This window comes from Gilliamella sp. wkB308, assembly GCF_001690185.1.
Taxonomy (GTDB): Bacteria; Pseudomonadota; Gammaproteobacteria; order Enterobacterales; family Orbaceae; genus Gilliamella; species Gilliamella apicola_I.
The window spans coordinates 243,410-269,429 of the sequence record NZ_LZGN01000037.1; the positions used below are offsets into that span (position 1 = coordinate 243,410).

Annotated in this window: 25 protein-coding genes and 1 tRNA gene; 12 read left to right on the forward strand and 14 right to left on the reverse strand. The window is 34.7% G+C overall.

Translation table 11 applies throughout. The annotated features are described in order from the left end of the window. The first annotated feature begins 16 nt into the window (after nt 1-16). Nucleotides 17-787 carry a hypothetical protein gene (locus tag A9G10_RS07505; protein WP_065558922.1) on the forward strand — a complete coding sequence of 257 codons (771 nt, stop codon included), beginning with the start codon at nt 17-19 and terminating at the stop codon, nt 785-787. Between the two features lie 74 nt (nt 788-861). Here the strand turns inward: A9G10_RS07505 and nudC are convergent, their stop codons facing one another. The 6 genes from nudC to epmB form a co-directional block, all read right to left on the reverse strand. Further along, on the reverse strand, nt 862-1,668 hold the full coding sequence (gene nudC, locus A9G10_RS07510; RefSeq protein ID WP_065558923.1) for an NAD(+) diphosphatase: 807 nt from the start codon (nt 1,666-1,668) through the stop codon (nt 862-864). A gap of 63 nt (nt 1,669-1,731) precedes the next feature. Then, nucleotides 1,732-3,360, reverse strand: coding sequence for a membrane protein insertase YidC (gene yidC, locus A9G10_RS07515; RefSeq protein ID WP_065558924.1), 1,629 nt, complete (start codon nt 3,358-3,360; stop codon nt 1,732-1,734). Continuing rightward, nucleotides 3,360-3,617, reverse strand: coding sequence for a membrane protein insertion efficiency factor YidD (yidD, locus tag A9G10_RS07520; protein ID WP_065559029.1), 258 nt, complete (start codon nt 3,615-3,617; stop codon nt 3,360-3,362). The genes yidC and yidD overlap by 1 nt, the downstream gene beginning before the upstream one ends. A 32-nt stretch (nt 3,618-3,649) precedes the next feature. Next, on the reverse strand, nt 3,650-4,006 hold the full coding sequence (gene rnpA / locus A9G10_RS07525) for a ribonuclease P protein component (protein ID WP_081299137.1): 357 nt from the start codon (nt 4,004-4,006) through the stop codon (nt 3,650-3,652). Between the two features lie 11 nt (nt 4,007-4,017). Beyond that, nucleotides 4,018-4,158: a 50S ribosomal protein L34 gene (gene rpmH, locus A9G10_RS07530; RefSeq protein ID WP_039105005.1), complete on the reverse strand. Its 141-nt coding sequence runs from the start codon at nt 4,156-4,158 to the stop codon at nt 4,018-4,020. Nucleotides 4,159-4,358: 200 nt separating this feature from the next. Then, nucleotides 4,359-5,384, reverse strand: coding sequence for an EF-P beta-lysylation protein EpmB (gene epmB, locus A9G10_RS07535; RefSeq protein ID WP_065558926.1), 1,026 nt, complete (start codon nt 5,382-5,384; stop codon nt 4,359-4,361). Nucleotides 5,385-5,416: 32 nt separating this feature from the next. On the opposite strand from epmB, the gene efp reads away from it, so the two are divergent. Beyond that, complete coding sequence (gene efp / locus A9G10_RS07540) at nt 5,417-5,983, forward strand: elongation factor P (protein ID WP_034882790.1); 567 nt, start codon at nt 5,417-5,419, stop codon at nt 5,981-5,983. Between the two features lie 159 nt (nt 5,984-6,142). Here the strand turns inward: efp and trmL are convergent, their stop codons facing one another. The 4 genes from trmL to thiI all read right to left on the reverse strand — a co-directional run bounded on the left by trmL (nt 6,143) and on the right by thiI (nt 10,360). After that, nucleotides 6,143-6,622, reverse strand: a complete 480-nt coding sequence (gene trmL / locus A9G10_RS07545; RefSeq protein WP_065559030.1) for a tRNA (uridine(34)/cytosine(34)/5-carboxymethylaminomethyluridine(34)-2'-O)-methyltransferase TrmL — start codon at nt 6,620-6,622, stop codon at nt 6,143-6,145. An 18-nt stretch (nt 6,623-6,640) separates the two neighbouring features. Further along, the gene (cpxA, locus tag A9G10_RS07550; protein WP_218837359.1) at nt 6,641-8,023 is read right to left on the reverse strand and encodes an envelope stress sensor histidine kinase CpxA; all 1,383 of its coding nucleotides are present in this window, start codon (nt 8,021-8,023) and stop codon (nt 6,641-6,643) included. Nucleotides 8,024-8,051: 28 nt separating this feature from the next. Then, on the reverse strand, nt 8,052-8,771 hold the full coding sequence (locus tag A9G10_RS07555) for a response regulator (RefSeq protein WP_065558927.1): 720 nt from the start codon (nt 8,769-8,771) through the stop codon (nt 8,052-8,054). 140 nt (nt 8,772-8,911) lie between these two features. Continuing rightward, nucleotides 8,912-10,360, reverse strand: coding sequence for a tRNA uracil 4-sulfurtransferase ThiI (gene thiI / locus A9G10_RS07560; RefSeq protein ID WP_065558928.1), 1,449 nt, complete (start codon nt 10,358-10,360; stop codon nt 8,912-8,914). 179 nt (nt 10,361-10,539) lie between these two features. Here thiI and secG point away from each other — a divergent pair, with 179 nt between their 5' ends. The 5 genes from secG to A9G10_RS07585 all read left to right on the forward strand — a co-directional run bounded on the left by secG (nt 10,540) and on the right by A9G10_RS07585 (nt 13,568). After that, nucleotides 10,540-10,887, forward strand: a complete 348-nt coding sequence (gene secG / locus A9G10_RS07565; RefSeq protein WP_065558929.1) for a preprotein translocase subunit SecG — start codon at nt 10,540-10,542, stop codon at nt 10,885-10,887. A 7-nt stretch (nt 10,888-10,894) separates the two neighbouring features. Further along, a tRNA-Leu gene (locus A9G10_RS07570) sits at nt 10,895-10,980 on the forward strand. A 345-nt stretch (nt 10,981-11,325) separates the two neighbouring features. Then, nucleotides 11,326-12,276, forward strand: coding sequence for a hypothetical protein (locus tag A9G10_RS07575; RefSeq protein WP_065558930.1), 951 nt, complete (start codon nt 11,326-11,328; stop codon nt 12,274-12,276). A 104-nt stretch (nt 12,277-12,380) separates the two neighbouring features. Next, complete coding sequence (locus A9G10_RS07580) at nt 12,381-12,581, forward strand: helix-turn-helix transcriptional regulator (RefSeq protein WP_065558931.1); 201 nt, start codon at nt 12,381-12,383, stop codon at nt 12,579-12,581. A 216-nt stretch (nt 12,582-12,797) separates the two neighbouring features. Continuing rightward, on the forward strand, nt 12,798-13,568 hold the full coding sequence (locus A9G10_RS07585) for an antA/AntB antirepressor family protein (protein ID WP_179855820.1): 771 nt from the start codon (nt 12,798-12,800) through the stop codon (nt 13,566-13,568). Between the two features lie 340 nt (nt 13,569-13,908). Here the strand turns inward: A9G10_RS07585 and A9G10_RS07590 are convergent, their stop codons facing one another. Beyond that, the gene (locus A9G10_RS07590) at nt 13,909-14,088 is read right to left on the reverse strand and encodes a YlcI/YnfO family protein (RefSeq protein WP_065558933.1); all 180 of its coding nucleotides are present in this window, start codon (nt 14,086-14,088) and stop codon (nt 13,909-13,911) included. A 136-nt stretch (nt 14,089-14,224) separates the two neighbouring features. Between A9G10_RS07590 and A9G10_RS07595 the strand changes: the two genes are divergently transcribed. The 4 genes from A9G10_RS07595 to A9G10_RS07610 all read left to right on the forward strand — a co-directional run bounded on the left by A9G10_RS07595 (nt 14,225) and on the right by A9G10_RS07610 (nt 18,104). Next, complete coding sequence (locus A9G10_RS07595; protein WP_065558934.1) at nt 14,225-14,566, forward strand: hypothetical protein; 342 nt, start codon at nt 14,225-14,227, stop codon at nt 14,564-14,566. Between the two features lie 459 nt (nt 14,567-15,025). Further along, nucleotides 15,026-15,598, forward strand: a complete 573-nt coding sequence (locus tag A9G10_RS07600) for a hypothetical protein (RefSeq protein WP_065558935.1) — start codon at nt 15,026-15,028, stop codon at nt 15,596-15,598. Nucleotides 15,599-16,564: 966 nt separating this feature from the next. Continuing rightward, nucleotides 16,565-17,053 (forward strand): hypothetical protein, encoded by a 489-nt coding sequence (locus A9G10_RS07605; RefSeq protein ID WP_065558936.1) that lies wholly within the window; start codon nt 16,565-16,567, stop codon nt 17,051-17,053. 400 nt (nt 17,054-17,453) lie between these two features. Further along, nucleotides 17,454-18,104 (forward strand): LemA family protein, encoded by a 651-nt coding sequence (locus A9G10_RS07610; protein WP_065558937.1) that lies wholly within the window; start codon nt 17,454-17,456, stop codon nt 18,102-18,104. A 292-nt stretch (nt 18,105-18,396) separates the two neighbouring features. Here A9G10_RS07610 and mukB read toward each other — a convergent pair whose 3' ends face one another. From mukB to mukF, 3 genes are read right to left on the reverse strand one after another with little or no spacing between them, the layout of a single operon-like run. Next, entirely contained in the window at nt 18,397-22,815 is a 4,419-nt protein-coding gene (mukB, locus tag A9G10_RS07615; RefSeq protein WP_065558938.1) for a chromosome partition protein MukB, read from the reverse strand. 2 nt (nt 22,816-22,817) lie between these two features. Then, nucleotides 22,818-23,549: a chromosome partition protein MukE gene (gene mukE, locus A9G10_RS07620; RefSeq protein WP_065559032.1), complete on the reverse strand. Its 732-nt coding sequence runs from the start codon at nt 23,547-23,549 to the stop codon at nt 22,818-22,820. A 43-nt stretch (nt 23,550-23,592) separates the two neighbouring features. Further along, nucleotides 23,593-24,915: a chromosome partition protein MukF gene (gene mukF, locus A9G10_RS07625; protein ID WP_065558939.1), complete on the reverse strand. Its 1,323-nt coding sequence runs from the start codon at nt 24,913-24,915 to the stop codon at nt 23,593-23,595. A gap of 379 nt (nt 24,916-25,294) precedes the next feature. Here mukF and A9G10_RS07630 point away from each other — a divergent pair, with 379 nt between their 5' ends. Beyond that, nucleotides 25,295-26,020, forward strand: coding sequence for a DUF4198 domain-containing protein (locus A9G10_RS07630; protein WP_065558940.1), 726 nt, complete (start codon nt 25,295-25,297; stop codon nt 26,018-26,020).

Below are 26,020 nucleotides of genomic sequence, written 5' to 3' on the forward strand. Positions count from 1 at the left end.
GATTAGGGAGTAATAAATGATTTATGAATTAGTTCCATCTGAATTACACAATGATCTTAATAATTTTCTTCATAACTTAAGAAGAATAACTATGCAACGTTTTGAAGCATGTCCATTTTGTGGTGAAAGCGATTTTTATTTGATTCGCACAAACCCGACCAACACTTATCGTTGTAAAGCATGTAATAAGTATTCTACCGCGGCAACGAATACTCCTTTCAATCGTTTGACACCATTTAATTGGTTAGAAATAATATTCACTTATCGTATTAAAAATAAAAGCTATCAATATATTGCCAAAAAATTAGCATGTTCACTTGAAAAAGTTATACGACGCGATCATGCAATCATGCAATATTTAAAAATAAATTATACTTGTTTATACAGGTGGTATACCGATAATAAACAAGCCAAAATCACCACAACCTTAGAAGAACAACATCAAGTCATGAACTCAAAAATACTGGCATTACTCAATGAGAAAACGCCCATTTGTCTTCATTGTGGATCATCAGAAACAACCAAAGTCGGAACACGAACATGTTATCGATGTAAACGTTGCCGACAAAGTTTTAATATTTTAGGTGATACCCAATTAAATAAATTACCTAGAGCGGACTTATGGTTACAATTTATCGATTTACTGGTGTCAGGTGAAAATAATTTGCAAATCGAAAAAAAGATGAATTTTAGCAGTAACACTGTCAGACGTTGGCGTTCTGCATGGTGTGACATGATGAAAAACTGGGATTGTAATGCGTTAGCGGTATGGTGTAGCCGTCACTAAAGTGTGAATATTTTTAAGAAAACAAGATGAAAACGTTTAAACTTAAAAATATTCATTAAACCGATAAAACAACTTTAATCTTCACCAAACTTATCGTAATCACGACAAAGCACAATAGTATCTTCGATTAGTCGCCTTGCTATTGTGCCATATTCTGGGATTTTAGGCAGATTCGAATAATGATACCAACCTGCATCAACTAATTCGTTTTTATCTATTTGTATCTCTCCGCTGTCATAATCAGCTAAATACGCCATCATTAGCGAATTAGGGAATGGCCACGGTTGTGATGCCACATAACGGATATTTTTTATTTGTATTTTGGATTCTTCGAAAACTTCTCGCTTAACGGCCATTTCCATTGTTTCACCAATTTCAGTAAATCCCGCCAAGACAGTATATAAATCATCCTGATTATGACGAACATGCTTTGCAAGTAAAATTTTATTTTTGTCTCGAATAGCAACAATGATAGAAGGTGAGATTTGTGGATAATAACGCTCTTTACAATTATCACACATACAACACCATTCCGTCTTACTGATAGACATTTCACTTCCACAATAACCACAATATTTATGAGAACGATAAAATTCAGATAATTGAACCGCTCTCCCTGCCATATGGAATAATGACTGATCGGCTTCATAGGTAAGCAAAGATCGAATTGAACTCATAGAGTTTTTCATTTGCTTGCAAATAAGCCAAGCCGTTTGTCCATTCCATTCACCGATTGGTTGTGCAAGCACTTGAGTAAAACCCAATTCGTTTGCTTGTCCAAACGGCACTTTACCATTCGGTAACCATAGACGCCCATTTTGACTAACAAACCAATATCCCTTTTCATCTCCAGTTAAATGTAATTGTTGCTGTATATTCATAATCAATTAATACTCAAAAACAGATACGAAAAAGGAGGATTTTACTCCTCCTTCAAATTCTCATTATTTCTTTTTCTTTTCGTGAAGACCTTTTTTCTCTAATTCCCAATAGATAATACGTTGCTGTGCAATCGTAAATAAATTACTGACGATATAGTATAAAACTAAGCCAGATGGGAACCATAAGAAGAATACCGTAAAGATTAATGGCATATAGGTCATCAATTTTTGTTGTAATGGGTCTGTAACAGGTGTTGGTGACATCTTCTGAATTAAGAACATCGTCCCACCCATTAATAACGGTAAAATATAATATGGATCTTGTGCTGATAAGTCATGAATCCAAAGGGCAAATGGGGCATGACGGAGTTCAACACTATTACCTAACATATAGAATAATGACAAGAAAATTGGCATTTGAATCAATAGTGGTAAACAACCACCTAACGGATTTACTTTTTCTTGCTTATAAAGCGCCATAGTTTCCATGCCCATTTTTTGTCGGTCATCACCATAACGCTCTTTTAACGCTTGTAATCGAGGTTGTAATAACTTCATTCTAGCCATTGAGCGATATTGTGCACGTGTTAATGGGAATAAAATACCACGAACGATAAACGTGATAGCAATAATTGCAATTCCCCAATTACCAACAAAACTTTGGATAAATTTCAATAAATAAAATAGAGGTTGAGATAAGAACCATAACCAACCATAATCCACAATCAAATCAAGATGTTTTGCGGTTTGTTTTAATTCGCTTTGAATTTCAGGGCCTAACCACAATTTTGCACTAATCGTTTGGGTACTGCCTGCTTGCACTGTTGTGGATTCACCTTTAAAACCAATAGTTGCTTGCGAATTCTTTGCCGCAGCTCGAGAATAGAATAAATTCTTCTGATCTTGTGTTGGAACCCAAGCCGATGCAAAATAGTGTTGCAACATCGCAACCCAGCCTGTTGTTGTTTCGATAGATAACGCTTTATTTTTAATATCATCAAAACTGTATTTGCTATAATTTGTATCAGCGCTAGAGTAAGCCGTACCACGGAAAGCACTTAGCCCTAACCCGCCACCGCCTTCAGTCACGGCATCATGAGGTAACTCAATAGTCTGTTTTAACTGTCCATACATCGCAACTTCAACAGGCGTTGAACTTTGGTTATCAATTGCGTACTCAACATCAATTGCATAACTGCCACGATGCAACACATAATATTTAGTATATTTCACGCCATTGATTTGATAACTGAGCGGTACGCGCAGTTCATCTTGCCCGTCGGCTAACGTATATTCGGTCTGCGCTGTTTGATAAACTGGACGTTGAGAGTTTTGCGTCGCATTATCAGGGCCATCTTTACCGGTTAAACCACTTTCGGCAATATAAACATAATCAGGACGTGAGGTTAACAATTGGAAAGGTGTACCTGAATGGAGAGTCTGCTCATATTTTAATAATTGAGCCGCTTGCACATCACCACCATAAGTATTAATGGTAAGTGAAAGAACATCAGATTTAACAATAATGCTCTTACCAAGCAGTGAAGCATCATTCGAATCATTATCACTAACATGTTGTGTCATTTGATTGGTAATAGGTGGTTTAGGGGCATGATCCTCTTCCCAAGCCTTCCAAATAAAAAACGATACAAAAAGTAAAGCAATAACTAAAATATTACGTTGAGATCCCATTAGTGTTTTTCTCTATTGTTTTTAATATTAGGAGGAACAAGATCTTCTCCTCCCTCATGTAAAGGGTGACATTTTAATACACGTTTCACTGTTAGCCAACCTCCTTTTAATAATCCAAAGCGTCTTAGCGCAATTATTGCATACTGAGAACAAGTTGGCGTAAAGCGACATTTTGGACCAAATAAAGGGCTAATGACTTTTTGATAAATACGAATCATTAAAACAAAAATATTTATTATCAATAACTTACAAGCCATTACATGCTGTTTAATAATCAATAAAATTTTGTTCAAACCTGATGTTTGCCGACAATTTTTTGGCATAGTTTATCTAATGTAGCGAAAAGTTGTTGATTATCTAATTCTATAACAGGTTGCTTTGCCATTAAAATAAAATCAACGTTAGGTAATTGATGTTGATGATGACGGAAATACTCTTTAGCAAGTCGTTTGATCCGATTACGCTCATGTGCTCGCTTAACCTGCTTTTTAGCTATAGCAAACCCCAAACGTGGATGCGATAACTGGTTTTTACGAGTAATTAGCGTAAGAAAAGGCGATCCCGCTCGTGTGGACTCTTGAAAAACATAATTAAAATCAAAGGGAGTTAACAAGCGCAACTCCCGAGGAAAAGTGAGTTTAGTCACTCAACTTTAAATTAGCTAGAAACAGTTAAACGAGCACGGCCTTTAGCACGACGGCGAGCAAGAACTTGACGACCGTTTTTAGTAGCCATACGTGCACGGAAACCGTGAGTTCTGTTGCGTTTTAATACTGATGGTTGAAATGTGCGTTTCATGACGATTTATATCCAAATCTAATTTATCAACAAGTTGTAGAGTAAAAACTCCACAGCATTAATTAAAGAGGTCGGAATTATAGAGGCTATTTTATTTTTCGTCAATGAGATTTTAAAAGATAAATGATATAAAAATAACCTAAAATAGCCATCACTGCCGTAAGTATCAGATATCATGTCACCCTTTAATTTCGAATAAATTAATCATTAAAAGTTAGGACTCGCTTACTTTTTTCACCGCCGACTTCACGTGCTAATTTAGGAACTAAATAGCCCGATACCTGTTCAGATAACTGCTTCATTAATTGTTTAGCGTGCTTGTCTTCTACTAAAAAATGAGCGGCTCCTTGTACTTTATCTAATAAATGTATGTAATAAGGCAAAATACCATTATCAAACAGCTTATTACTCAATTGTGCTAACGTCGTCACATTATCATTAATATTTTTCAATAACACACTTTGATTAAGAACGGTCACATTATGTTGCTTTAATTGATTAACTGCTTGTGACACATCATCATCAATTTCATTAGGGTGATTAATATGCGTGACAACAACAATTTGTAAACGACTTTTAGCAAAAAGTCGACAAAGTTTAGCGGTAATACGAGAAGGAATCACTACCGCTAAACGGGTATGAATGCGTAGCCGCTTAACATGCTTAATTTTTTCTAATTCACTGATTAAATAATCCAACTCATGATCTTTAGCCATTAATGGATCACCACCAGATAATATGATTTCATCAAGTTCTGCATGATTCGCAATATAATCTAATGCAACAGTAAGATTTTTTTTATTACCCTGATTTTCATGATACGGAAAATGTCGCCTAAAACAGTAACGGCAATTAATCGCACACGCCGTTTTAGTCATCAACAAGGCTCGATTGTGATATTTATGCAATAATCCCGGAATGGCGTTATCTTGTTCTAGCAGCGGATCGGCACTAAAACCATTAACTTCAATCATTTCATTATCATTACAAAGTACTTGTAACAACAGCGGATCGCTATAGTCACCCTTCTTCATTCGATGAATAAAAGCCATAGGAACTCGAAGCGGAAACTGTTTTTTCGCTTGTTTCATTGACATAGAAATCGTATCTGGATCCAAATCTAAATAACAATAAAGTTGCTTGATATCGGTCACAACATTAGCAAGATCAAAAATCCAGTCATCTTTATTTGGTAGTTCAACTTTTTGCTGTATAATATGGCTCATTTTTGTAATTCAGAATCATAGTTGGAGCTTTTATGGCATCTTATAGTACTAATGAGTTTAAAGCCGGTCTTAAAATAATGCAAGATGGTGAGCCGTGCGTAATAGTTGAAAACGAATTTTATAAACCTGGAAAAGGGCAAGCAATTAACCGCGTTAAAATTAAAAAATTACTTTCTGGTAAAACCGTTGATAAAACGTTCAAATCTGGTGAATCTGTTGAAGCAGCCGATGTTGTCGATATGAACTTAACCTATTTATATACCGACGGTGAATTTTGGCACTTCATGAATAACGACACATTTGAACAACTATCTGCTGATGCCAAAGCGGTTGGAGACAATGCTAAATGGTTAGTTGATCAAGCTGAATGTATTTTAACATTATGGAACGGACAACCTATCGCCGTTACCCCACCTAACTTTGTTGAACTTGAAGTTATCGAAACAGATCCAGGTTTAAAAGGTGATACAGCAGGAACTGGCGGTAAACCAGCAACATTATCAACTGGTGCTGTTGTCCGTGTACCACTGTTTGTACAAATTGGTGAAGTACTTAAAGTTGATACACGTTCAGGCGAATACGTTTCACGTGTTAAATAAAATCGGTTAAGTATCTTAACGATTGAAAGAATATAGCGAGGCTTAAACAGTCTGGCTATATTCCAAACAACGCTCACAAAGTTACTTGTCAACATTGATAAAATAGCTAAACTCTTTTTTCATTCTTCATTTCTAGTTTTTCAAACAACGACTAAATAGTTATTTAGCACCGATATAACCTAATTGTCGCCATGATTCATAAACTACCACCGCAACGGAGTTAGATAAATTCATGCTACGGCTATTGGCTAACATAGGAATGCGAATTTTATGATCTTGTGGAAGCGCATCAAGTATAGAAGCTGGTAATCCCCGTGTTTCTGGGCCGAACATCAAAAAGTCATTGTGTTTATAACTGACTTCACTATGTGACTTTTGCCCTTTTGTCGTTAATGCATAAACTTGTGTGGCTAAATCAATTTGGTTTGATTCTAAAAAATGATGAATATTTTTATAACGTTTTACATCGACAAACTCTTGATAATCAAGCCCTGCACGCCTTAGTTTTTTATCATCCCAAAAGAATCCCATTGGTTCAATAATATGTAAATTAAAGCCTGTATTTGCACAAAGACGGATAATATTACCTGTATTAGCAGGAATTTCGGGTTCAAACAAAACAATATTTAATGGCGCTATATACACAACAATTCTCTTCTATTTTTTATTTTGGATAGGCAATACTATCACAACTCTTAGTCCCCCTAATGGACTTTTCTCTGCTTTAACAGTTCCGTGGTCTCGTGTAATTGCGTTACAAACAATGGCTAAACCTAAACCTGTTCCACCTGATTCACGATCTCGTGCTTCGCTGGTACGATAAAAGGGTCTAAAGATTTGTTCTAATTCATTGTCAGCCACCCCTAACCCATCATCATCAATAGTAATAGTTAGGTATTTATGATGAGCGACAAAATCCACCACAATTTTATGATTTGAATAACGAAAAGCATTGCGTATTACATTTTCAAGCGCACTACATAACGCCGCTGGATAACACAAAATAGTCTGATTGCCCGGTGGATTTATAATTAAGAAATCTTTTCCAATTTGTTCTGCTTCAAATGTGGCATTATCAAGCACTTGCTTAAATAACACATTGATACTATTTAATTCCCGAATTTCATTATTATCATATTGATGTCTGGCTAATGATAATAAATCCCCAATCATGGCATCGAGTTTTAAGGCTTCATTGTTAATACGAGTGACTTCTGTACCTTCGCCTTGCTTACGACGCAATAATGATGCGGCAAGCTGTAAACGTGTCAATGGTGTTCGTAATTCATGAGAGATATCGGAAAATAAACGTTGTTGAGATTCTTGCATACGTTTCAGTTCCCGTAACATATGGTTAAAACTTGCACCTGTTGCTTTATACTCAGAAGAACCGATCGTTTCAAGATCTGGCCACTCTTGTAAATTACCTTTAGCAACCTGATCAGCTGCGCTTTTTAAACGTCTTGCTGGTTTTGCGATACTCCAAGATAGCCAAAGTAAAAATGGCGAGCTAATTAGCATAGTTAGTGCCAACAACAAAAAGGGATGATCGAAGATAAGGCTAACAAACTGTGATTGAATATCCGATGCTGGCTGTAAAACATACAATTTATATTGCTCTTTAGCGTAATTTACCAGAAATGGGCCGATGATTTCTTGCGAACCATAAATCTTTTTAGCAGGATCATCAACATTATGTGATTTTTCACTAAAGTTTTTTACTAAATCTATGTTTTTAGTATCTGCGGTTATGATTTGCTCATTGGGTGTTAAGATAAATAAGAATTGTTCGGATTTTTGATGATTATCCATAACAACAATAAAACGCATCCACCAACGAAAACTATTTTTAGGAACATTGATTAGCTCTTTTTCGAGCTGATTAGCGAGTATATTGCCAGTTTCTTTTTCTTTATTCGCCAAATAAGTTAAATTTCGGGAATCCAGAGTCGGCAAAACGATAATCAGCATCAAAAAAAAAGCTATTGTAAGTAAGAATATAGTGAATATTCGGATAGTCAGACGATCAAAAATCCACATATCTTCTTACCTTTTTAATAAACAACATCTAACTTTGTAACAGATCATCATTCTGATCTACGACAAATAGATAGCCCTTAGATCGCAATGTTTTAATCCACGGTAAGCCATCACTACGGGGTGGAAGCTTCTTACGTAAATTAGAAACATGAACATCAATTGAACGCGCAAGAGGAATAAACTCTTTACCAAGCACTGTTTCACTCAAGGTATCACGAGAAATTATTTTTCCTGCATTTTCAAGAAGTTTTAATAATATTTGAAATTCGGTGCCTGTTAATTCAATATATTTGTCATCAAAAGAAACAGATTGTTGCTTTCGATTAACGGTTAATTTATCAATCGTATATTGAAGAGACTTCTCACCAAAGCCACCAACTAAATTATCCCAACGTTTACGACGTAATAGTGCGTTAATCCGCGCAACTAACTCCCTATCATTAAATGGTTTCAAGATATAATCATCTGCACCAAGTTCAAGTCCAATAATTTTGTCAAACTCGTTGTCTTTAGCCGTTAAAAAAATAACCGGAACCGTGTATTTATTTCTAAGTTGAGATAAAACACTTAATCCATTCATTTCAGGCATCATAATATCAAGTAAAATAAGATCAATGGTATTATCAAACTTATCTAAAGCCTGTACGCCATTATTAGCTGTTACAACTTCAAATCCTTCTAATTCTAATAATTCACACAACAACGAGGCTATCTCTGGATCATCATCAACTACAAGTAATTTGTTCATTACAACCCTCTTAATCCTATTGATTCATAATATTTATATTTTAATTAAAATTAATCCTATTATTGATATAGCTTTTATTTTTTCCTTACCGTTATTATATATGCAAAAAGTGCTAACAATATACAAAATTCTTAGCAATTTTATTCTTTAAATATTTTAACGTTACAAAAACCCTGTTCAATAAGGTATAAAGCCTGTAATTTACTCATTACACCTCGTGCACAATAAAGTAAATATTGCTTAGATTGATCTAAATTGCCAAATTGAGTAGCCAACTTATAAAATGGAATAAGCTTAACTTCAACATCGCTTAATTCAAGAGGTTGATCTTCTTGTTCATCTGGGGAACGAATATCAATAACCACATGTTCATCATTAAGTTTACTAACAGTTTCGACTTGCGTAATAGTTGTATCGGCTTGTTTAGCAATTTCACGAATATCGATATTTTCAGCTTCATTAACCGCCTTATCTAAAATAGAAAAATCAAAATTCAACTCTTCGGCTTCAATTTTTTCTTTTACTGCCTTCACGGTTGGACTTTTCGAAATCACACCACAAAATTCTGGCATCGTTTTAGCAATATCTTCCGTTCCAATCTGACGAGCAAGATTAATAATGGTTTCTTTATCATGCGTAATAAGAGGACGTAACACTAAAGTATCGCTGACATTATCGATTAAGCGTAAATTGGTCAATGTTTGACTTGAAACCTGCCCTAAAGCCTCACCAGTCACCAATGCTTCGACCTTATAGCGCTGAGCAATTTTTGACGCGGCTCGAATCATCATTCGTTTAAGAATAACCCCCATTTGACCGTCATCAACCTTTTCAAGAATCTCACCTACCACATCAGCAAAATCGATAGCAATAAAACGGACTTTATGCGAACTTCCAAAACGCTCCCATAAATAATGCGCCATCTGTTTAACACCAATTTCGTGTGTCTTACCGCCAAGATTAAAAAAGCAATAATGAACACGACAGCCACGTCTAATAAGCATATAGCTTGACACACCAGAATCAAAACCGCCTGAAATTAACGAAATCACATCTTCTTGTGTTCCTGTTGGAAATCCACCAATACCATCATATCGACCTTTAACAAGTAACAACTTATCTTTATCAATTTCTAAATTAACGGTAATGTCAGGGCGAGTTAATTTGACTTTGGATGAAGCAACATATTGATTAAGTCCCCCACCAACATAACGCTCAACATCAATCGAGGTAAAATCATGTTTTCCTCGACGTTTAACCCGTACACAAAATGATTTATTTTCAATTAAAGGCGCATAATAACCCAATGCTTTTTCGAATATGTCATGAATATTCACATAAGGTAGCTCATCGACCGCTAAAATATGATGAATACCAGGAATTCGGATTAATAAATCAAGAATTTGCGCTTCACTGTTGGCAACTTTTGGACGGACTTCAATAAAATCCCAATGACGAATAACCGCGACTTCTTCAATATGACGTTTCAAAATATTACGAATATTACTGGTCAATATTTTTATAAAACGTAAACGAACAGATTCACTTTTGATGGTAATTTCAGGAAACAACTTAACAATAAATTTCATAAAACAACGATACTATAATAAAAATGGCGACATTATACTGATTTTTACCCCGGAAACATACAATTGATTACGATAAATACAGAAAATAAGAAAATATACTTGCTTGTTTGTCACACTTTCGCTAATATTTCGCATCTATAAATTTTTGTTGTATAACACTTAAAAAGTGACAGGTTAAAATGTACGGAATTTTAATAGCAGGTTATTTGATTATAGCACTAGCAATAATTGTACTAGTATTAATACAGCGTGGTAAAGGTGCTGAAATGGGCTCTTCATTTGGGGCAGGTGCATCTGCAACCTTATTTGGTTCATCAGGCAGTGGTAACTTTTTAACACGTACAACTACCGTTTTAGGTGTGCTATTCTTTGCATTAAGCATTGTGTTATCTAACATGGTCGGTACCAGTAAATTCAGTCATATTGATGTGAATGAAAGTACGCCTGTGACAACACAACAAAATACTAGCGAACAAGCAACACAACAAACAACAAATGATAATCCGACATCGGATATTCCAAATTAATTACGGCGCCGTGGTGGTGAAATTGGTAGACACGCTATCTTGAGGGGGTAGTGCTCTAAGGGCATGCGGGTTCAAGTCCCGCCCACGGCACCAATTCAATAATCAACAACATTCTTCAAAATCCTTTAAAACACATTAAAATCAGCATAAATAAGGCTTTAAGTCTATTTTTACTTCTAAATATAATCTTAATCTTTTTGTTATAAAATTGATTTATTTGTCATTTATAAAGTAAAACAATTTTATTTAAAACACTGCAAATAAAATCCCCTCTTTTCATTAGTATTCACTACCTCAAATTTGACTTTATGAATATAAATACAGTGCTATAATGTAGCTAACTGAATATTATAATATTATTTGCATCTAGGCTAATCCCCCGAACATTCGCAACTATAGCGAACTGGCGCAAATATCTATTAGGGGCGTGAGGGGCGTATGAATCATTCTAAACTATTGACATTAAAAAGATATGTGACCTTATCAGAGGCAGCTGAACGGTTAACTAGATTATTTGGGGAATCAGTTACAGTTATTGATATTTTAGAGTGGGTTTTAGATAAAAAAATAGTTTTATCGGTTAAATTTCCTTATGGAGTAAAAGTAATTGCTTGTAAATACGGGGATCATAGGCAGCTACAAAGTGATTTCGATAGAATGATATTTGGAATGTTTCATGCTCCCAAAGAGCTTAGAAATGAACATTCAAGAAATACAGAAGAATATAAAAAATTAGAGATGGAATATTTAAAGGATCAATATAAACATCTGCTTTCTAAGCTACAAGAAAAATATGAAAATGAACAGCCAGATATATATCAAGAATATCTAAAATATAAAGACAAATTCACATTTGATTTTTATATGGAAGAGCTAGTTTTAGTTACAAAAGGAACTATTGGTAAATCATTTTATTTAGATAAGGATATTTATGATTTTCCTTTGGTAGGAACAGAAAGAGTTTGGATTGAAAATCTTATTTCTTCATTAAAACAGCATACTGTAGTTGAACGATTTGTGATTGATGGTAGCTTTCTTCTCGATGAAGATGGAAATATTTTAAGTCTTAGAGAGCAGTTTGAGGATAGCCCAGAAGATTATCCTGCAGATAATTTACCTGAGGATCATGAGTTGGTTATTACTACCAAGCATTTATTAGAGTTTGAGCAGTCTTTAATGGGAAATGATGATAGTATTGACTATAAATATTCACAATTATTACTTGCTTCAATATTGAAAATTTTGAAAGAATCTAGCCCTAAAAAATGGACTCAAGGGGAGTTATCTGATTTGATTTCAGAACAATCACAATTCAAAGGGTTAGGAAAAAGGAAAATTGATTCTTTCTTTTCTCAATGTAATAAATTATTATATAATTCAATAAAATAGGCTAATAATATTTTGCATGCAAAAATTTAATTTTGTGTGCAATGATATATTTTATTAACAGTTATATCCTTTACCTGTCTTTAAACATCAGGAGAATATAGCTAATGACCAATCAAATTTTATCCAAAAAAGAAGTAAAAACCTTACTTCAATTCAAATCTGACACTAGCCTTTATACGCTAGAACAGAAAGATGAGACCTTTCCCCAAAGAATCAGAATAGGCTTGCGCCGTGTTGGCTATCGAGCTGATGAGATTTATTCTTGGCTTGAATCTCGCAAAGTAGAACATCGCGAGGTGGCATAATGGTGATAAAGCAAAACCCTTTATATGACGAAATAGTAAAGGGCTTAGATTGGAACTTAGACGCCTCCAATCATAGCCAAACTTGCTATAAGTGTCTACATAAAAAGATAACCATTTAGTTAATTATTTAAGAACAAAGCGCATTTTTGCGCTGACGGTATCCCCTTGCCTAAATTTAGCTAAATGGGGAATAAACAAACAGAATTGGAGAAAAAAATGACAAATATAACTAATTTAGTACCAGTAACCGAAACGCAATTAAACGGCAAATTACAGCAAACAGTTAGCGCAAAGGATTTGCATAATTACTTAAACGTAGGAAATGATTTTTTAACCTGGATAAAGGGAAGAATAAAAGAATATGGGCTTATTAACAATGATGATTTTCTAATCATTGATTCATCAGAATTTAGGAATCAAAGCACAAATAACGAGCAACAAATAAAATGGACAAGTGAGCGAGGTGGAGATCGTAAAAGTACAGATTACATCCTGACAATCGGAACCGCTAAAGTATTAGCAATGATTGAAAACAACGAAAAAGGTAGAGCAATAAGAAAGTACTTTATTCGTTGTGAACAACATTTTAAGGAAATTGAGCCTGTAATCCAAAAGAAAGAGCTTAAGCGGTTAAAAGCACGCATCGAGGTAGCGGATTATAGCCGTCCTATGTGTGACGCATTAACTATACAAAGGTTATCACAAAATAAAGAGACTAAACTACATCACTACACTAATGAATTTAATATTATTAATGGTATTGTGCTTGGTATGTCTGCGAAGGATTTTAGAAAAGCACATAATATCACTGGTGATATTCGCAACTATCTTAATGAACAGCAGCTTAATCACCTAGCCTACCTAGAAAAATCAAATATTACATTAATTGATATGGGGTGGGATTACGAAAAACGAAAACCAGAGCTTATCAAGCTATCAAAAAGCTATATGATTCGGTTATTGGGCGATGAAGCATCATGTCCTTAAATGCTAATTTAAACTATTTAAAAGCCCTAGCAATAGGGCGATCTATCCACTCACTAAATAATCGCTTAGTAGATCGCTACGGCACGATTAACGCTATCCAAAAGGTGAAATTTTCTTCTTGGTTGGCAATGAAGATTTTCTACTATCAATAGCCAATCAAATAGCTACTTTTTAGGAATAATTTAATTTTTCGACATACTGGCAAGATTTAATATTGAATTTCATAAATAGGTTTCTTGAGTCCATAAAAAAGAAAATAAGAAATTTAAGGGAATAATAAAAAAGAACCCATAGCGAGAATAAAATCAATACCACTAATCAGTGGTATTAAGTTAAAAGATTATTTCTTTTTTGATTTAGCTAGCTTTTCACGGCAAGCATCCTTGACCCATGCGCTAAAGTTACTATTTTCTTGTAATATTTGTCTTTCTATTAGTTCAAGTAAATCGTCTTCAAAACGGATTATTTTAGATGTACTCTTGGAACGATCAAAACTTCTTTTTTTATTTTCTTCTTGCATTGGTTTATACCATTATGTTAGATTATTAGTTAATGGTTTATACCACACTAAAGGTAAGACCATTAAAAAGCAATGCCTCGAAGTGCTACCAACACTATCGAAGCATCTAACCACAAACATTAAACGGAGTAATGCTATGGCTAATAGTAATGATACCCTATACCCTGAAAACGGGCAACTTGACCTGTCTAATTTACTTTCTGTCTTAAATCTTTATAAGGCGGATATTCCTGTCGAACATTTATCACGAGCAGAGAGCCATTTTGAAGAACTGCAACAATCGATTTTAGGTGGAATCGGTGCGATTGGTAATTTGATGTTCTGGGCTTGTGAAAATGAAGATTATACCGAGCAAAGCTTTAAAAATGATATGCGTGACATAGGTTATTTGTTCATACAATTAAGGGATTTGGCTTGTTTCGCTACCAATCAAAGAAATCGACTCAATACCAAACTTAGCAATAAGGAAGGTAAATAATATGTTGAACTCAAATCATAAAATATCAATCAATCATAATATTAAATTGTTTATATTTTATAACTTGTCACTTGCACAGGTAGTCAAAACGCTGGTGTTCACAGCCCCTAAGCAGGTAAAAGTAATACGGTTATCGGCACAATGGACGCTTTAGAAAAAGCAAGATCATGCATATATTGAGTATGTCCAAAACACAGGGCCTAATAAGCCCCTTTTACTAAACAGCTTTGGCACATCATTAGATTAGGCTCAAAAGGCTTATATTAAGAACGTAATAATACTGTGATGGGAAGAAATTTAGATATGAGTAAAAATTGGCTTCCTAAAGCCGAAGAACCTAGTTAGTTGTTATTATTTTTTATCACATAAACCGCTTAATTTGAGCGGTTTTTTGTTGTTTGCTTAGGCAAGATAAGATACATTAAATGGATATCTTTTTATAAATATAAGGTTGTAAAATTGAGTAATTTATCTCTCGATGAAATTTTATCACTTTATAGATTTAATCAATATTATGGCTTACCTTCAGAGTATTTTTATTCGAGTGCCTTAGTAATTGATTGGGCTGAAAAACAAGTTATGCAAGGTAATGATTCAGAAACACTATTGATTATTGCGTCTTTAGGACTTGATAAAAAAATAGATAGCGATGAGGTTATGACGTACTTAAAAAGATATCTTTCCGAAAAAAATATTTCTATACCAAGCATTAATTATAGTTGTTTAGTTTTCATGAGACTATTTAGCCAAAAAATTATGACTTGTAATAGTCTAGAAGATATTGGAAATCTTCTTCATAGTTTTGTATTTAAATACATAGAATTTGGGAACAGGTATTTTCATCGAATAAAAGACCATTGGCTTTTTATCTATTATGATTACTTTGATATGTATGATGGTCTTAATTGTTGTTGTGCTGAAAAACAGCTCAGTGAAAAAGAACGATATACTAATATAAAAACCTTAGCAAAAGGATTTAATTCTTTTTTAAATAATAAAGAAATGGTGGAATATTTAGCTAAACATTTATAGCTAGATCTAAATTAATCCATTATTTGTACTGTAGTGAACACCTAAAGTGAACACTAGTGAATAGTAAACCCTTAAGTGTTCACCGCCTGAATCCTTTTAGAATAAGGCTTAAAAGAAATAGTGAACACCGTGAACACTTTTTTATAAAATTTTATTTTTATGGGGGGTAGGTAAATCTCTACAGATTTTAGTCATCCAAACCGCTCACCCTCTTTCATTTTAACGCTAACCCGATTTTTTTAATTTTTATGCTTTGTGTATCAGGATAATAATATCTAATTTATGGGGTCATTTTTCGTTTTAGTTATACGTTTAGTTATACGAATCAATTATAAAAAACAGAAAGTATCGATTCAAAAAGGAATTAAGCAGTGCCTTTCAAGTCCCGCCCACGGCACCAATTCAATAATCAACAACATTCTTCAAAATCCTTTAAAACACATCAAAATCAGCATAAATAAGCCTTAAAGCCTAGTTTTCTATTCCTCAAGTGTCCACAAGAAATATTTACAACCACATTATTTATGTATACGTATCTCATAAAACTAAAAATCGTATAACGATGGCTTGTATAACTATTCCCTTAACAGTTACTCAAATCAAAAAAGCTAAATTACAAGATAAAGATTATTCGTTATCAGACGGCAACAATTTAGTTTTGAGTTTAATTTGGTTTGATTATTTTTATTCCTTTGTTTTTGAATAAGGTTAAGCTATTGGTTGATATAAGGCTTAATCACTTAAATTATTCTCTTTTTTTAAATTGCGATTAATATTTGTTAATACTGGTTAATTTTTCTTATGTTATCACTACACTAACAAGAAATGACTACATATTATTTTCTTTTTAAGCTATTCTATTAAGTACGCTATAACTAATTTTTTTGTTATAGCTTTTCTATTAGCCTTTAATCATTTGGCTATATTACTTAATCCAATTTACTAAACGAAACAATGGAATATATCATGAAAAAATTCATTCCTATATTATTCTTATGTAGTTTGTATGGTAGTAATAGTTATGCAGATGAAAGTCAAAATAGTTTCCAAAAACAGCCTCAGTCACAAACAAATACCGATTATACTGAATATAAAGCCCAATTAGCCGATAATCTTTCTTTGTCTTTTTTTGTTGATAGCCAAGAACAAAAAGCCATACCCGTGTTATTGAAAGATGGCAAAAAATATCAACCAATTAGTATTAAATATTGTATTAAAAATTCTGATGCTTGCTGGCGACAAATTATTTATCATAATTCACTTTCTCATATTAGTTATAACCTTGATAAACCCGAAAGCAGAAAGAATTTATTGATATGGAAAATAGAGTATCTCGATAATGGTCAATTAGCTGAAACCGATTTTACACAGGCACCAAAAACAGGAGCTTTACCTGATGGGGATGATGATTATGATCCGTATATCCTTTGGCAATCAGATTTGAGTAATTATTAATTCAAAATAATGATAGCAAATAAGTTAATATAATAAGGATTTGCAAATCGATAATTTGCTTTTTAATTATATTAACTTATATTTTTCTTTAAAAATGAAATTCAATCGGTCACCACAAATTAGAATTTTATTCTTCTAACTCAATTTGTATTGGAAACTCACGTTAATTTACTAAAAAAGCATTTCTAAAATTATCTTTTCAAATCAATAATAATGGCGATAACTAAAATAAGAAATATTCTATGTGAATATCTGAATTTTCCTTAAAACTTAAGCAGTTTAAAAAATTTTATAATTAACAACTAGTTGTTAAAATTGTATTTTTATGTTAATTTGCATCATCAATTTAACAATCTTATAGTTAGACATAAGAGTTATTGGATATTTAATAAGGATATGTATGTTATCAACTATTATTATTATTCTAATTTTTATTACCGGTTGGTTATTCTTTGCCTATAATAAACTACGTGGTTTAGCCGAAAATGTTAAGCAGAAACAGGCTAATATTTATGCTACGGTCAAAAAGAGACAAGATATAGCACAACGACTTTCTGATATTGCTTCGAGCTATGGGAATCACGAAAAGCTTACACACTTTACCATTACTGAAAGTGACAGCATTAGCAACGCAGCTACCCGCACATCACAAACTTCTCAGATCTTAGGTAATGTTCAAATGATAGCTAATCGATATCCTGATTTAAAAGCCAATACAACTTACCAACAATTAATGGTTCAATTAGATGAAATTGAAAACACCGTTCTAATACGAAGAGAAGCTTACAATGCCGCTGTACAAGTATATAATTCCACTCGCGGTAGTGTTCCTCACCTATTCTATGCTAGTAAACTAGGATTTGGTGAAGCGGCCTATTTTGAAATGGATCAAAATGGTACTGAACAACAAGCTTCGTTTAAAACCGACGATGGTAAAATATTAAGAGACACAATTGGTAGAATGGCCTCAGTAGCTTCAGGAAGAGTAAAAAAAATCAAAGAAAAAACAAATAATAACTCAGAAGATAATCAGTCCAATCAACAAAATTAGTTAATCCTATTTTCATACCTAAAGCCTTGTTGTTTTATTAGAATAACAAGGTAATATACCTCATTTAAAATAATTTTTTGTTTCTCATCACAATTAATTAAATTTTTAGCAGTCTATAGTTGTAGGTTTAAAAAATAAAGGTAAAGCACTATTCTGAATATTGTTAACCCGTGCCTAATTAATTTTGATATTCTTTTTATTAAAAGCTTATTGTTGAATTTTAATATCAGACAATAACCTCTTTATCGACTTTCATCAATAAAGAGGTGTTATAAATCAATCCAGTATTCCGTTATGCAAAGCCTTTTAATCCAACCACATGAACATGTTCTTGGTTGTTGATAACTTTACGTACCAGTTTGTAGGTTGTCCCTTTTTCTGGACTAATGTTTTCAGGCGCAGCAATAATAAGCTGCATTTCTAACCGTTCACAAAGTTCAAAGAGTGTGGCAATTGATTTGGCATCAAGTCGAGCGGCTTCGTCCAAGAATAATAAACGACATGGCGAGATGTCTTTATTACGTAAGCGTTTGGATTCTTCTTCCCAACTTTGAATAACCATCAATAGTATTGACATACCGGTACCGATTGCTTCACCGGTTGATAATGCACCACTTTCAGCTCGTAACCAACCGTCTGCACCCCGATTAACTTCAACGTCCATTTCTAGATAGTTGCGGTAATCAAGCAATTCTTCACCAATATTTTGCGCGGTTCGTTGTCCCATATCGATATGAGGATTTAAACGTTGATAAAGTTTCGCTAACGCTTCAGAGAAGGTTATGCGGTTATTGCTGAAGAGATCTTGATGCTCGTTCTGGTCATCGGCTAATGCCGCTAACAGTGATGAGTGAGCTTCACGAATCGTGACATTTAATCGTACACCATTCACCTGTCCAAATGCCACCGCTTGCAAACCTTGGTTAAGCATACGAATACGGTTTTGTTCACGCTGAATAGTTTTACGGATAATATTTGCTACACTTTTTGAGCTAATGGCTAACTGTTGCTCACGTGAAGTTAGTTCTTCGGTCAAGCGTGATAATTCAATTTCCATTTGTTCAATGGCTTCAATTGGGTCATCCGTTTTAACGATATCTTGGCGAATTCGCTCACGAAGATGTTTATAAACCGCAATGTAAAATTGAATTTTACGTTCTGGTCGTTTTGGATCTTCGGATAGTCTTAAAACATCACGTAAGTGCTCGTTATCGTTGACCGCTAAACGTAGTGAACCTAACGCTTTATCCGACATTGAACGTAGTTCATCTGCACTTAAATAAGCCAGCTCACGACGATGCAATCGACGTTCAACACTGTTTTCTTTAACTAGACGTAATACTAAGCACCACCCTGCTTTAGCTTCAACAACTTGTTCTCTTAGCTGTTTATAATCTCGCAGTGTTTGAGCAAGTCGTTTTTGCATTTGGGTCATTTCGCTTTCACACATAATGAGCTGCTTTTCAAGCGAAGTACAATGTTGACGATTACTATTTAGTTTTTGATGAATTTCATCACGACGAGCTCGAGCTCGCTCTTCAGTGATCGCATCCGCTTTCACACCAATTTGATCTATTTCTTTATGCAATTCATTAAGCATATCTCGTTTAGTTTCAAAGGCGCTTTTTAGTGATGCTAACGTTTGATTGTATTGATTATACTTTTCTTGATATTGCTGCATTTGACTGCGTGCTTCGGTTCTTTGTGCTTCAACAATTTCTAATCGAGCGCGCAATTTTTCGTTCAAATCAGTATTTTCATTCAACATTCCTGCTGAATCTTCATAACTAAAGTGAGCCCGGCGCTGCATCACTTCCGTAAGAGCAAAGACTTGCTGGCGAATAGTTTGTTGCTGTGCTTTAACGATGTTGTATTGTTCACGCAATGCTTCGTTTTGCTCAGGATCACTTTGTAATACAGCAACTAACGGTTCAAGCTCAGAAACGGTATGGCGATGACGGCTGACGTATTGCGCCGCATCTTGTGCTTCAGCAACTTGCTCACGCAATTCATCTACTCTATCAGCCAAATCATCATCTGCCAGTAAATGCATTTGAGCAACTAATCGGTTTACTGTCACTAGTTGCTCTTTACAATTGGCAACTTGCTGTTGATTTTGTTTATCGATCGATTCTTGTGATGTTAATTGACGTTCAATTTCATTGCGTCTTGTCGCTAATTTTTGCGCCTCAGCTTCGGGATCGATATCAAAAGCCACCGATAAGTATTCACCAATAAATTGACCAACATTTTGCTCAATACGTTGTAATTTTTGTAAATCAAATGAAAGGTTAGCATAACGTTCATGCAGTTCATCTCGCTCTAATGATAGTTTTTCAAGATGAATTTCACGTGCTGCTCGCCCAAATAATGGAACTTTTGGAAAACTTGAGAAGCGCCATTGGCGTTCACCTGTTTTAACCAATACAGCCTTATTCATCTCTTCACAATCAAAAACACTATCATCAAATGAGGATGGATCACCTTCAATAAAATAGATATCTTCTGGATAATCTTCTTCACTGGTGGTCAGATTTTCAAGTTGCGCTTTAACTTGCGACAAATCCGGCACCACAATTGCTTGACGTGATGGGCCATATAACGCTGAGAAATAAGGTGCATCATCAATGGTAACATCTTCATAAATTTCAGAAAGTAATACACCATTAAATCGCTCAGCTAATGCCGATAAACGACCATCATCAACCCCACTTGGTTGATTAAGTTGTTCAATTTGAGTATCTAATTGATTTCGTTTGAACGTTATCTGATCGCGTTCTGTGACCAGTGCACGTTCTTGTTCAAGCAGCTGTTGCATATGTTGCGTGACAGCTTGACTGTGGGTAAAGCTTTGTCCAGTTTGCTCTTGTAGAGCAATTAAGGCATCTTGTGCTTTTATCCACATTGGTGCTTTTTGTCGATAATCCGCTATTTTGGATTGAATTTGTTCAAGTTCTTGTCTAAATTCGATTCGTTTTTCACTTGATTCATTGGCTAATATTGCGTTTTCATCAAGTTGAATTTCGAGTTCTTGTTTTAACTCGTCAAGTTGATCATACTCAATTTGGCGACCAATACGTTTACAGAATTGAGTTAATAGTGATTCGGCTTCTTTTTGTTCAAAAAAGCGTTGTTCTAATTCATCAAGTTGGAGTTGCAAATGTTCAGCTTGTTCAGCTTGATAGCATTGTGACGGCCATTGTCTTAATGCTTCTTTGGCTGCACGCCAAGCATCACTACGAACTACATCGCCGACTAATTTCACCACTAATTGATATGCTCGATCAAATTGATTTATCGCCGCATCAGAAACACTGAGTCTTTGCTCCATTTCAAGCACTTGATCAGTTATTTCTTTTTGTTTTTCTTCAAAAACTTCAAAATGATTTTCGATATTGCTTATGCCTAATTTGGGTAATTGACATAAAGATTGAGCATTTTTTAGTGCTTGCAGCGCTTGTTGATATTGAATTGCACGAGTTTGTTGTACATCAAGTGCTTGTTGATAATCCGCTAATTGCGTTTTGATTTCATCAACTTCGTGTTCGGTGTGTTCCACTTGATCTCGATAGGTTTGATACTGTTCATTCGCTTCAAGTACAACTTCATTTTGCTCTTCAAGTTTTAAATTGAGATCATCTAAATCAGCTTGATAACGGTCAATTTTTTCTTGTTGGCGAAGCGCTGTTTGCGCTAAATTAAGGTGATCATTGGCTGCTTGTAAATCGGTTTCTAAGTCACTTTGTGCATCTTGGAACTCTTTAAGTTCTTTTGCCATTTCAACTTGGCGGAACTGGTTACTAATAAGCAAATCTTGTGTTTTGAACATATCACGACGCAAACCCAGCACCGATTCAATATGTACACGACGCTCGTTAGCATGACGCATATAATCCGCAGCCACGTAATCGGTTGATTCAGTGATAAGATGTTTAAATAGGTCTCGGTCAGATTGAGTCACCCGAATAGCTTCTAATGTCATTCGGTTTTCACGAAGTGCCGCTTCCATATCCTGAAACGCTTTACGTACACCACTATTTTCAGGAAGTAAATAATCACGAAGTGAGCGAGTAATCGCACTTGAAATACCACCATATAGTGACGCTTCAATCAATCGGTAATATTTACTACGATCGGATGACGAACGTAAGCGCTTAGGTAATATACCAAAGTCAAACATAACCGAATGATAATCGGTAATTGAATTAAATTGCTTAAAGATAACGCCTTCTATTGTGTCGACTTTATCTTTTAATTCGGGCAAAGATAAAATTCTTGCTTGTTTATCATTTAAACGTTCGGTTACCAGTTCAGTTGGGCTAATGCCAACAGGCAAACCTTGTAATAGAAACGGTTTAATGTCGACTTTTTTATCACGCCCAGCCACTTGCTGTAATCGAACACCGCATATAATTCGCTGATTACGTGAGTTAATCACATCGAGCATGGAATAACAAACACCAGGTTTTAATTTACCATGTAAACCTTTATCACGTGATCCTGATGTCGCACCTGCTTCAGTAGTATTTCGAAAGTGTAATAGTGTTAAATCAGGAATTAATGCGGTCACAAACGCCGCCATGGTTGTGGATTTACCTGCCCCATTCCCCCCTGAAAGCGTGGTGACAAGTTGATCTAATTCAAATGTTCTGGCAAAAAAACCATTCCAGTTTATTAGGGTTAATGAGTGAAACTTACCGTGTCCAATCATAATTATTCAATCTCCTCATTAACATCTTCTTCTTGTTCTTCGTTATTATCATCGTCTAGGATAAGCGATGACTCGATTTTGATTGCTTCACCGTCTCGAATTAAACGTAATTGCGCTTCTTGTGCATCATCACTACTGCGCACATCGGCCCCAAAACGGAAGATAGATTCGTTGATACGAAAACGGCTACTGTCATTGCCCACAATAAAAAATATCATGCCTAAACGACGTAATCGATTAAGTGCCGTTTTGACTTTATCAAATAGCTTTTGCCGATCCAAATCTGAACCTGTTGAACGTTGATTAACTAATTTAAGTAATTTACTCTCATCCGTTAACGAAACAAGTTCATCAAAAAGTTCTTGTAAGGTAAAAATACCTTCATGTGCTAACCGTTCAGGACTTAGATATAAGTAACAAAGGACTTTCCCGACTAACATATCAAGTTCTGATAATACCGAACGAGGGATTAATGTTGTTGAACGAGGACGAAGGTAGAAAAAGCCTTCCGGTGCACGAATTAATTCGACATTATAACGTTGATAGAATTGTTCCAGTTCAAGTTGAAAATCCATTAAAAAGGCGTGATTATCCAGTTCATCTATACCGATATGGCGTCCGGAACGCAATAAGCTATCAAGCTCAGGAAAAAGGGGATTGGCAATTGCCTGTGCTAATTTAACGGGCATATATTTATCGATAGATGCTTGGGAACTTGCCGCAATGCGCCCCATGACTTCATCAAGATGATGAGCTGTTTGTTCTAATTCTAAATCTTTAGTATCTGTTGATGACATGTGCTTGTACCTTAGCTCCATAATCGTTAATAGGTTTCCATTCGGCTGGGATACCGAGTAAATCATTTTCGGCAATCCCTAAACGAATAGCCTGATCGATAAATAATCTTGCAATATCAAAATGTTGTTCCCGTGGGAACTGTGCTAGATAACTATGAATAGCAATACTCATATCCAGTGGTTTATTTTCTTGTTTGAAGACCAATAAATTTTGTTCGATATGGGCAATAATGTGTTCTTGAATCTCTTCAATCATCTCAAATTCAAGTTCTGACGGTAATTCACCCGTTACTTCTGCTTCATGAAGTGCAAGTTCTTCATCACGCATATCAAGTAGACGATCAGCATTGGCAAAAATAAGTGACCAAGGTAAATCGAAATAGCCTTGTATTGATTTACGTAATCGCTGTGAAAAGACTCTATTTTTATCTAAATCAATAGCGGTACGGATAAATTTATGAACATGGCGATCATAACCAATCCAAAGATCAATCGCCTTTTGTCCCCAGCCAATAATACGATCAAGTTTACTTTGTAAATCCATAACCACATTATTGATTTTATCAAGATCAGGATTATCCAAGGTTGCATCTTGAATCAAAAGCAGACTTGCTTGGAGTTTATCACCAGCAGCGGCTAGCGTATCTTGCAATTCTCGTAATGTTTGTGACGTTTCAGTGAGTAAGCCTTCACAACTACTAATTGCTGCTTGCCAATCTTGGCTTAATAAGGCCGAAATATTTTGTTTTACATCCGCTTGTTGCTCATCCATTACCCGTTGGGTGATATCAATACTATCAAAAATCTCTGCAACGGAGTATTTCAAAGGTGCAAAAACGTTGCGATGCCAGTGAAGATCATCACCACCTTCAAGCGCCGCATCAGCTGCACGTTTTAGCTCTTGAGCAACAATAGAAAGCTGAATCGATAAACGTAATGTAGAAAATTCTCGTTGACGAATGTAGTAATCCGAAATGCCAATTCCCAAAGGCGTCAAACGATAAATTGAATAACCATCCGTCATTTCGCTAGTAAAACGCGTAATTAATCGCTGGCGTACTAAATCATTAATGGCATTATTTGCTCGAACAGTGATGGTATCTTCACTCTGTTCAAAAATTTGTGATACATGCCTGAAAGCATCAATTAATTCAGATTCAGTCATTTCACCATCAAAGCGTTCGCTATTTAAGACGGCTATCGCCAATAAAAAAGCGAGCCGTTCAACTGGCAAATTAATTGAAAAATCATTTTTTTTTGCCCAAGAGACCAGTTCTGGCACTGATTGGGAAAAATCCATCATAGTGGTTCCTTAATAATAGATGCTCAATTGTTGAATGCGCCCTAAATATAAATGAGTAAGACAATATATTGCGTTAAGGACAAAATACTTTTGATTATATAACAAATTATGCTAGTTAAAAATAGCAAGTTTAAGATTTGTTATTCATAATATGTTTTTATATATCAAAAAAATAAAAACACAATTTGGTTATTTATATTCAAGAATTGTAATGCAATAATTTTATTATTAAAGCGATCAAAAACGAACAAAACATATTTTATATTTAATTATCATATTAAACATTTTTTGATGATCAATAATTAAACGAATAGCATTGACTTTTTTTATATCGATATGATAATGATTATCATTTTCATAAAATATAAGGACTTTTATAATGCGTAAATTATTTGTACTCATCTTATCAGGAAGTGTTACTTGTATGATATCACAATCGCTTTCTGCTCATGGTATTTGGATCGCTAATCGGGTTGATCAAAAGCAAATCGTTTTAGGTGAAGGCCCGTTAGATAATGGTTATCAAACGGAAAATGTAAAACAGATAAATGCTTATAATGGTAATTGGGCTTCTTTACCGATTAATCAGAAAAAGCATCAAAATTATGTGACCGTTGAACCGACAGACAATACCGCTGTTGTAACAGTTAGTTTTGATTATGGCTATTGGACGAAAAATGCACAGGGTAAATATGTTAATCTTCCAATGAATAAAGTAGAAGGTGCTAGTAAAGGAACCCATGCTATTAAATACAGTGTCAATTATTTATCTTCCGTCAATGCACCTAAACGGATCGAAGATATTCCGTTACAAATAGTACCAGCACTTGATCCAACTCAATTAAAACGCGGTGATAATTTACTCATAACGGTGTATAAAGATGGTCAGCCATTAACAAATACTGCTGTTATTATCGATGTCGTTAATAATTTAGATCAAACGGTTACAACAGATGATAAAGGTCAAGCGACCATTACTATTCCTAATCAAGGCTTAAACGTAATAGGTGTCGAAATAGGTTTTCCACTAAAAGATAGCCAACTTGCGACCCAAGAAAAATTTTTTACAACATTGGTTTTTACACTTATGCCAGAAGAAGATTAA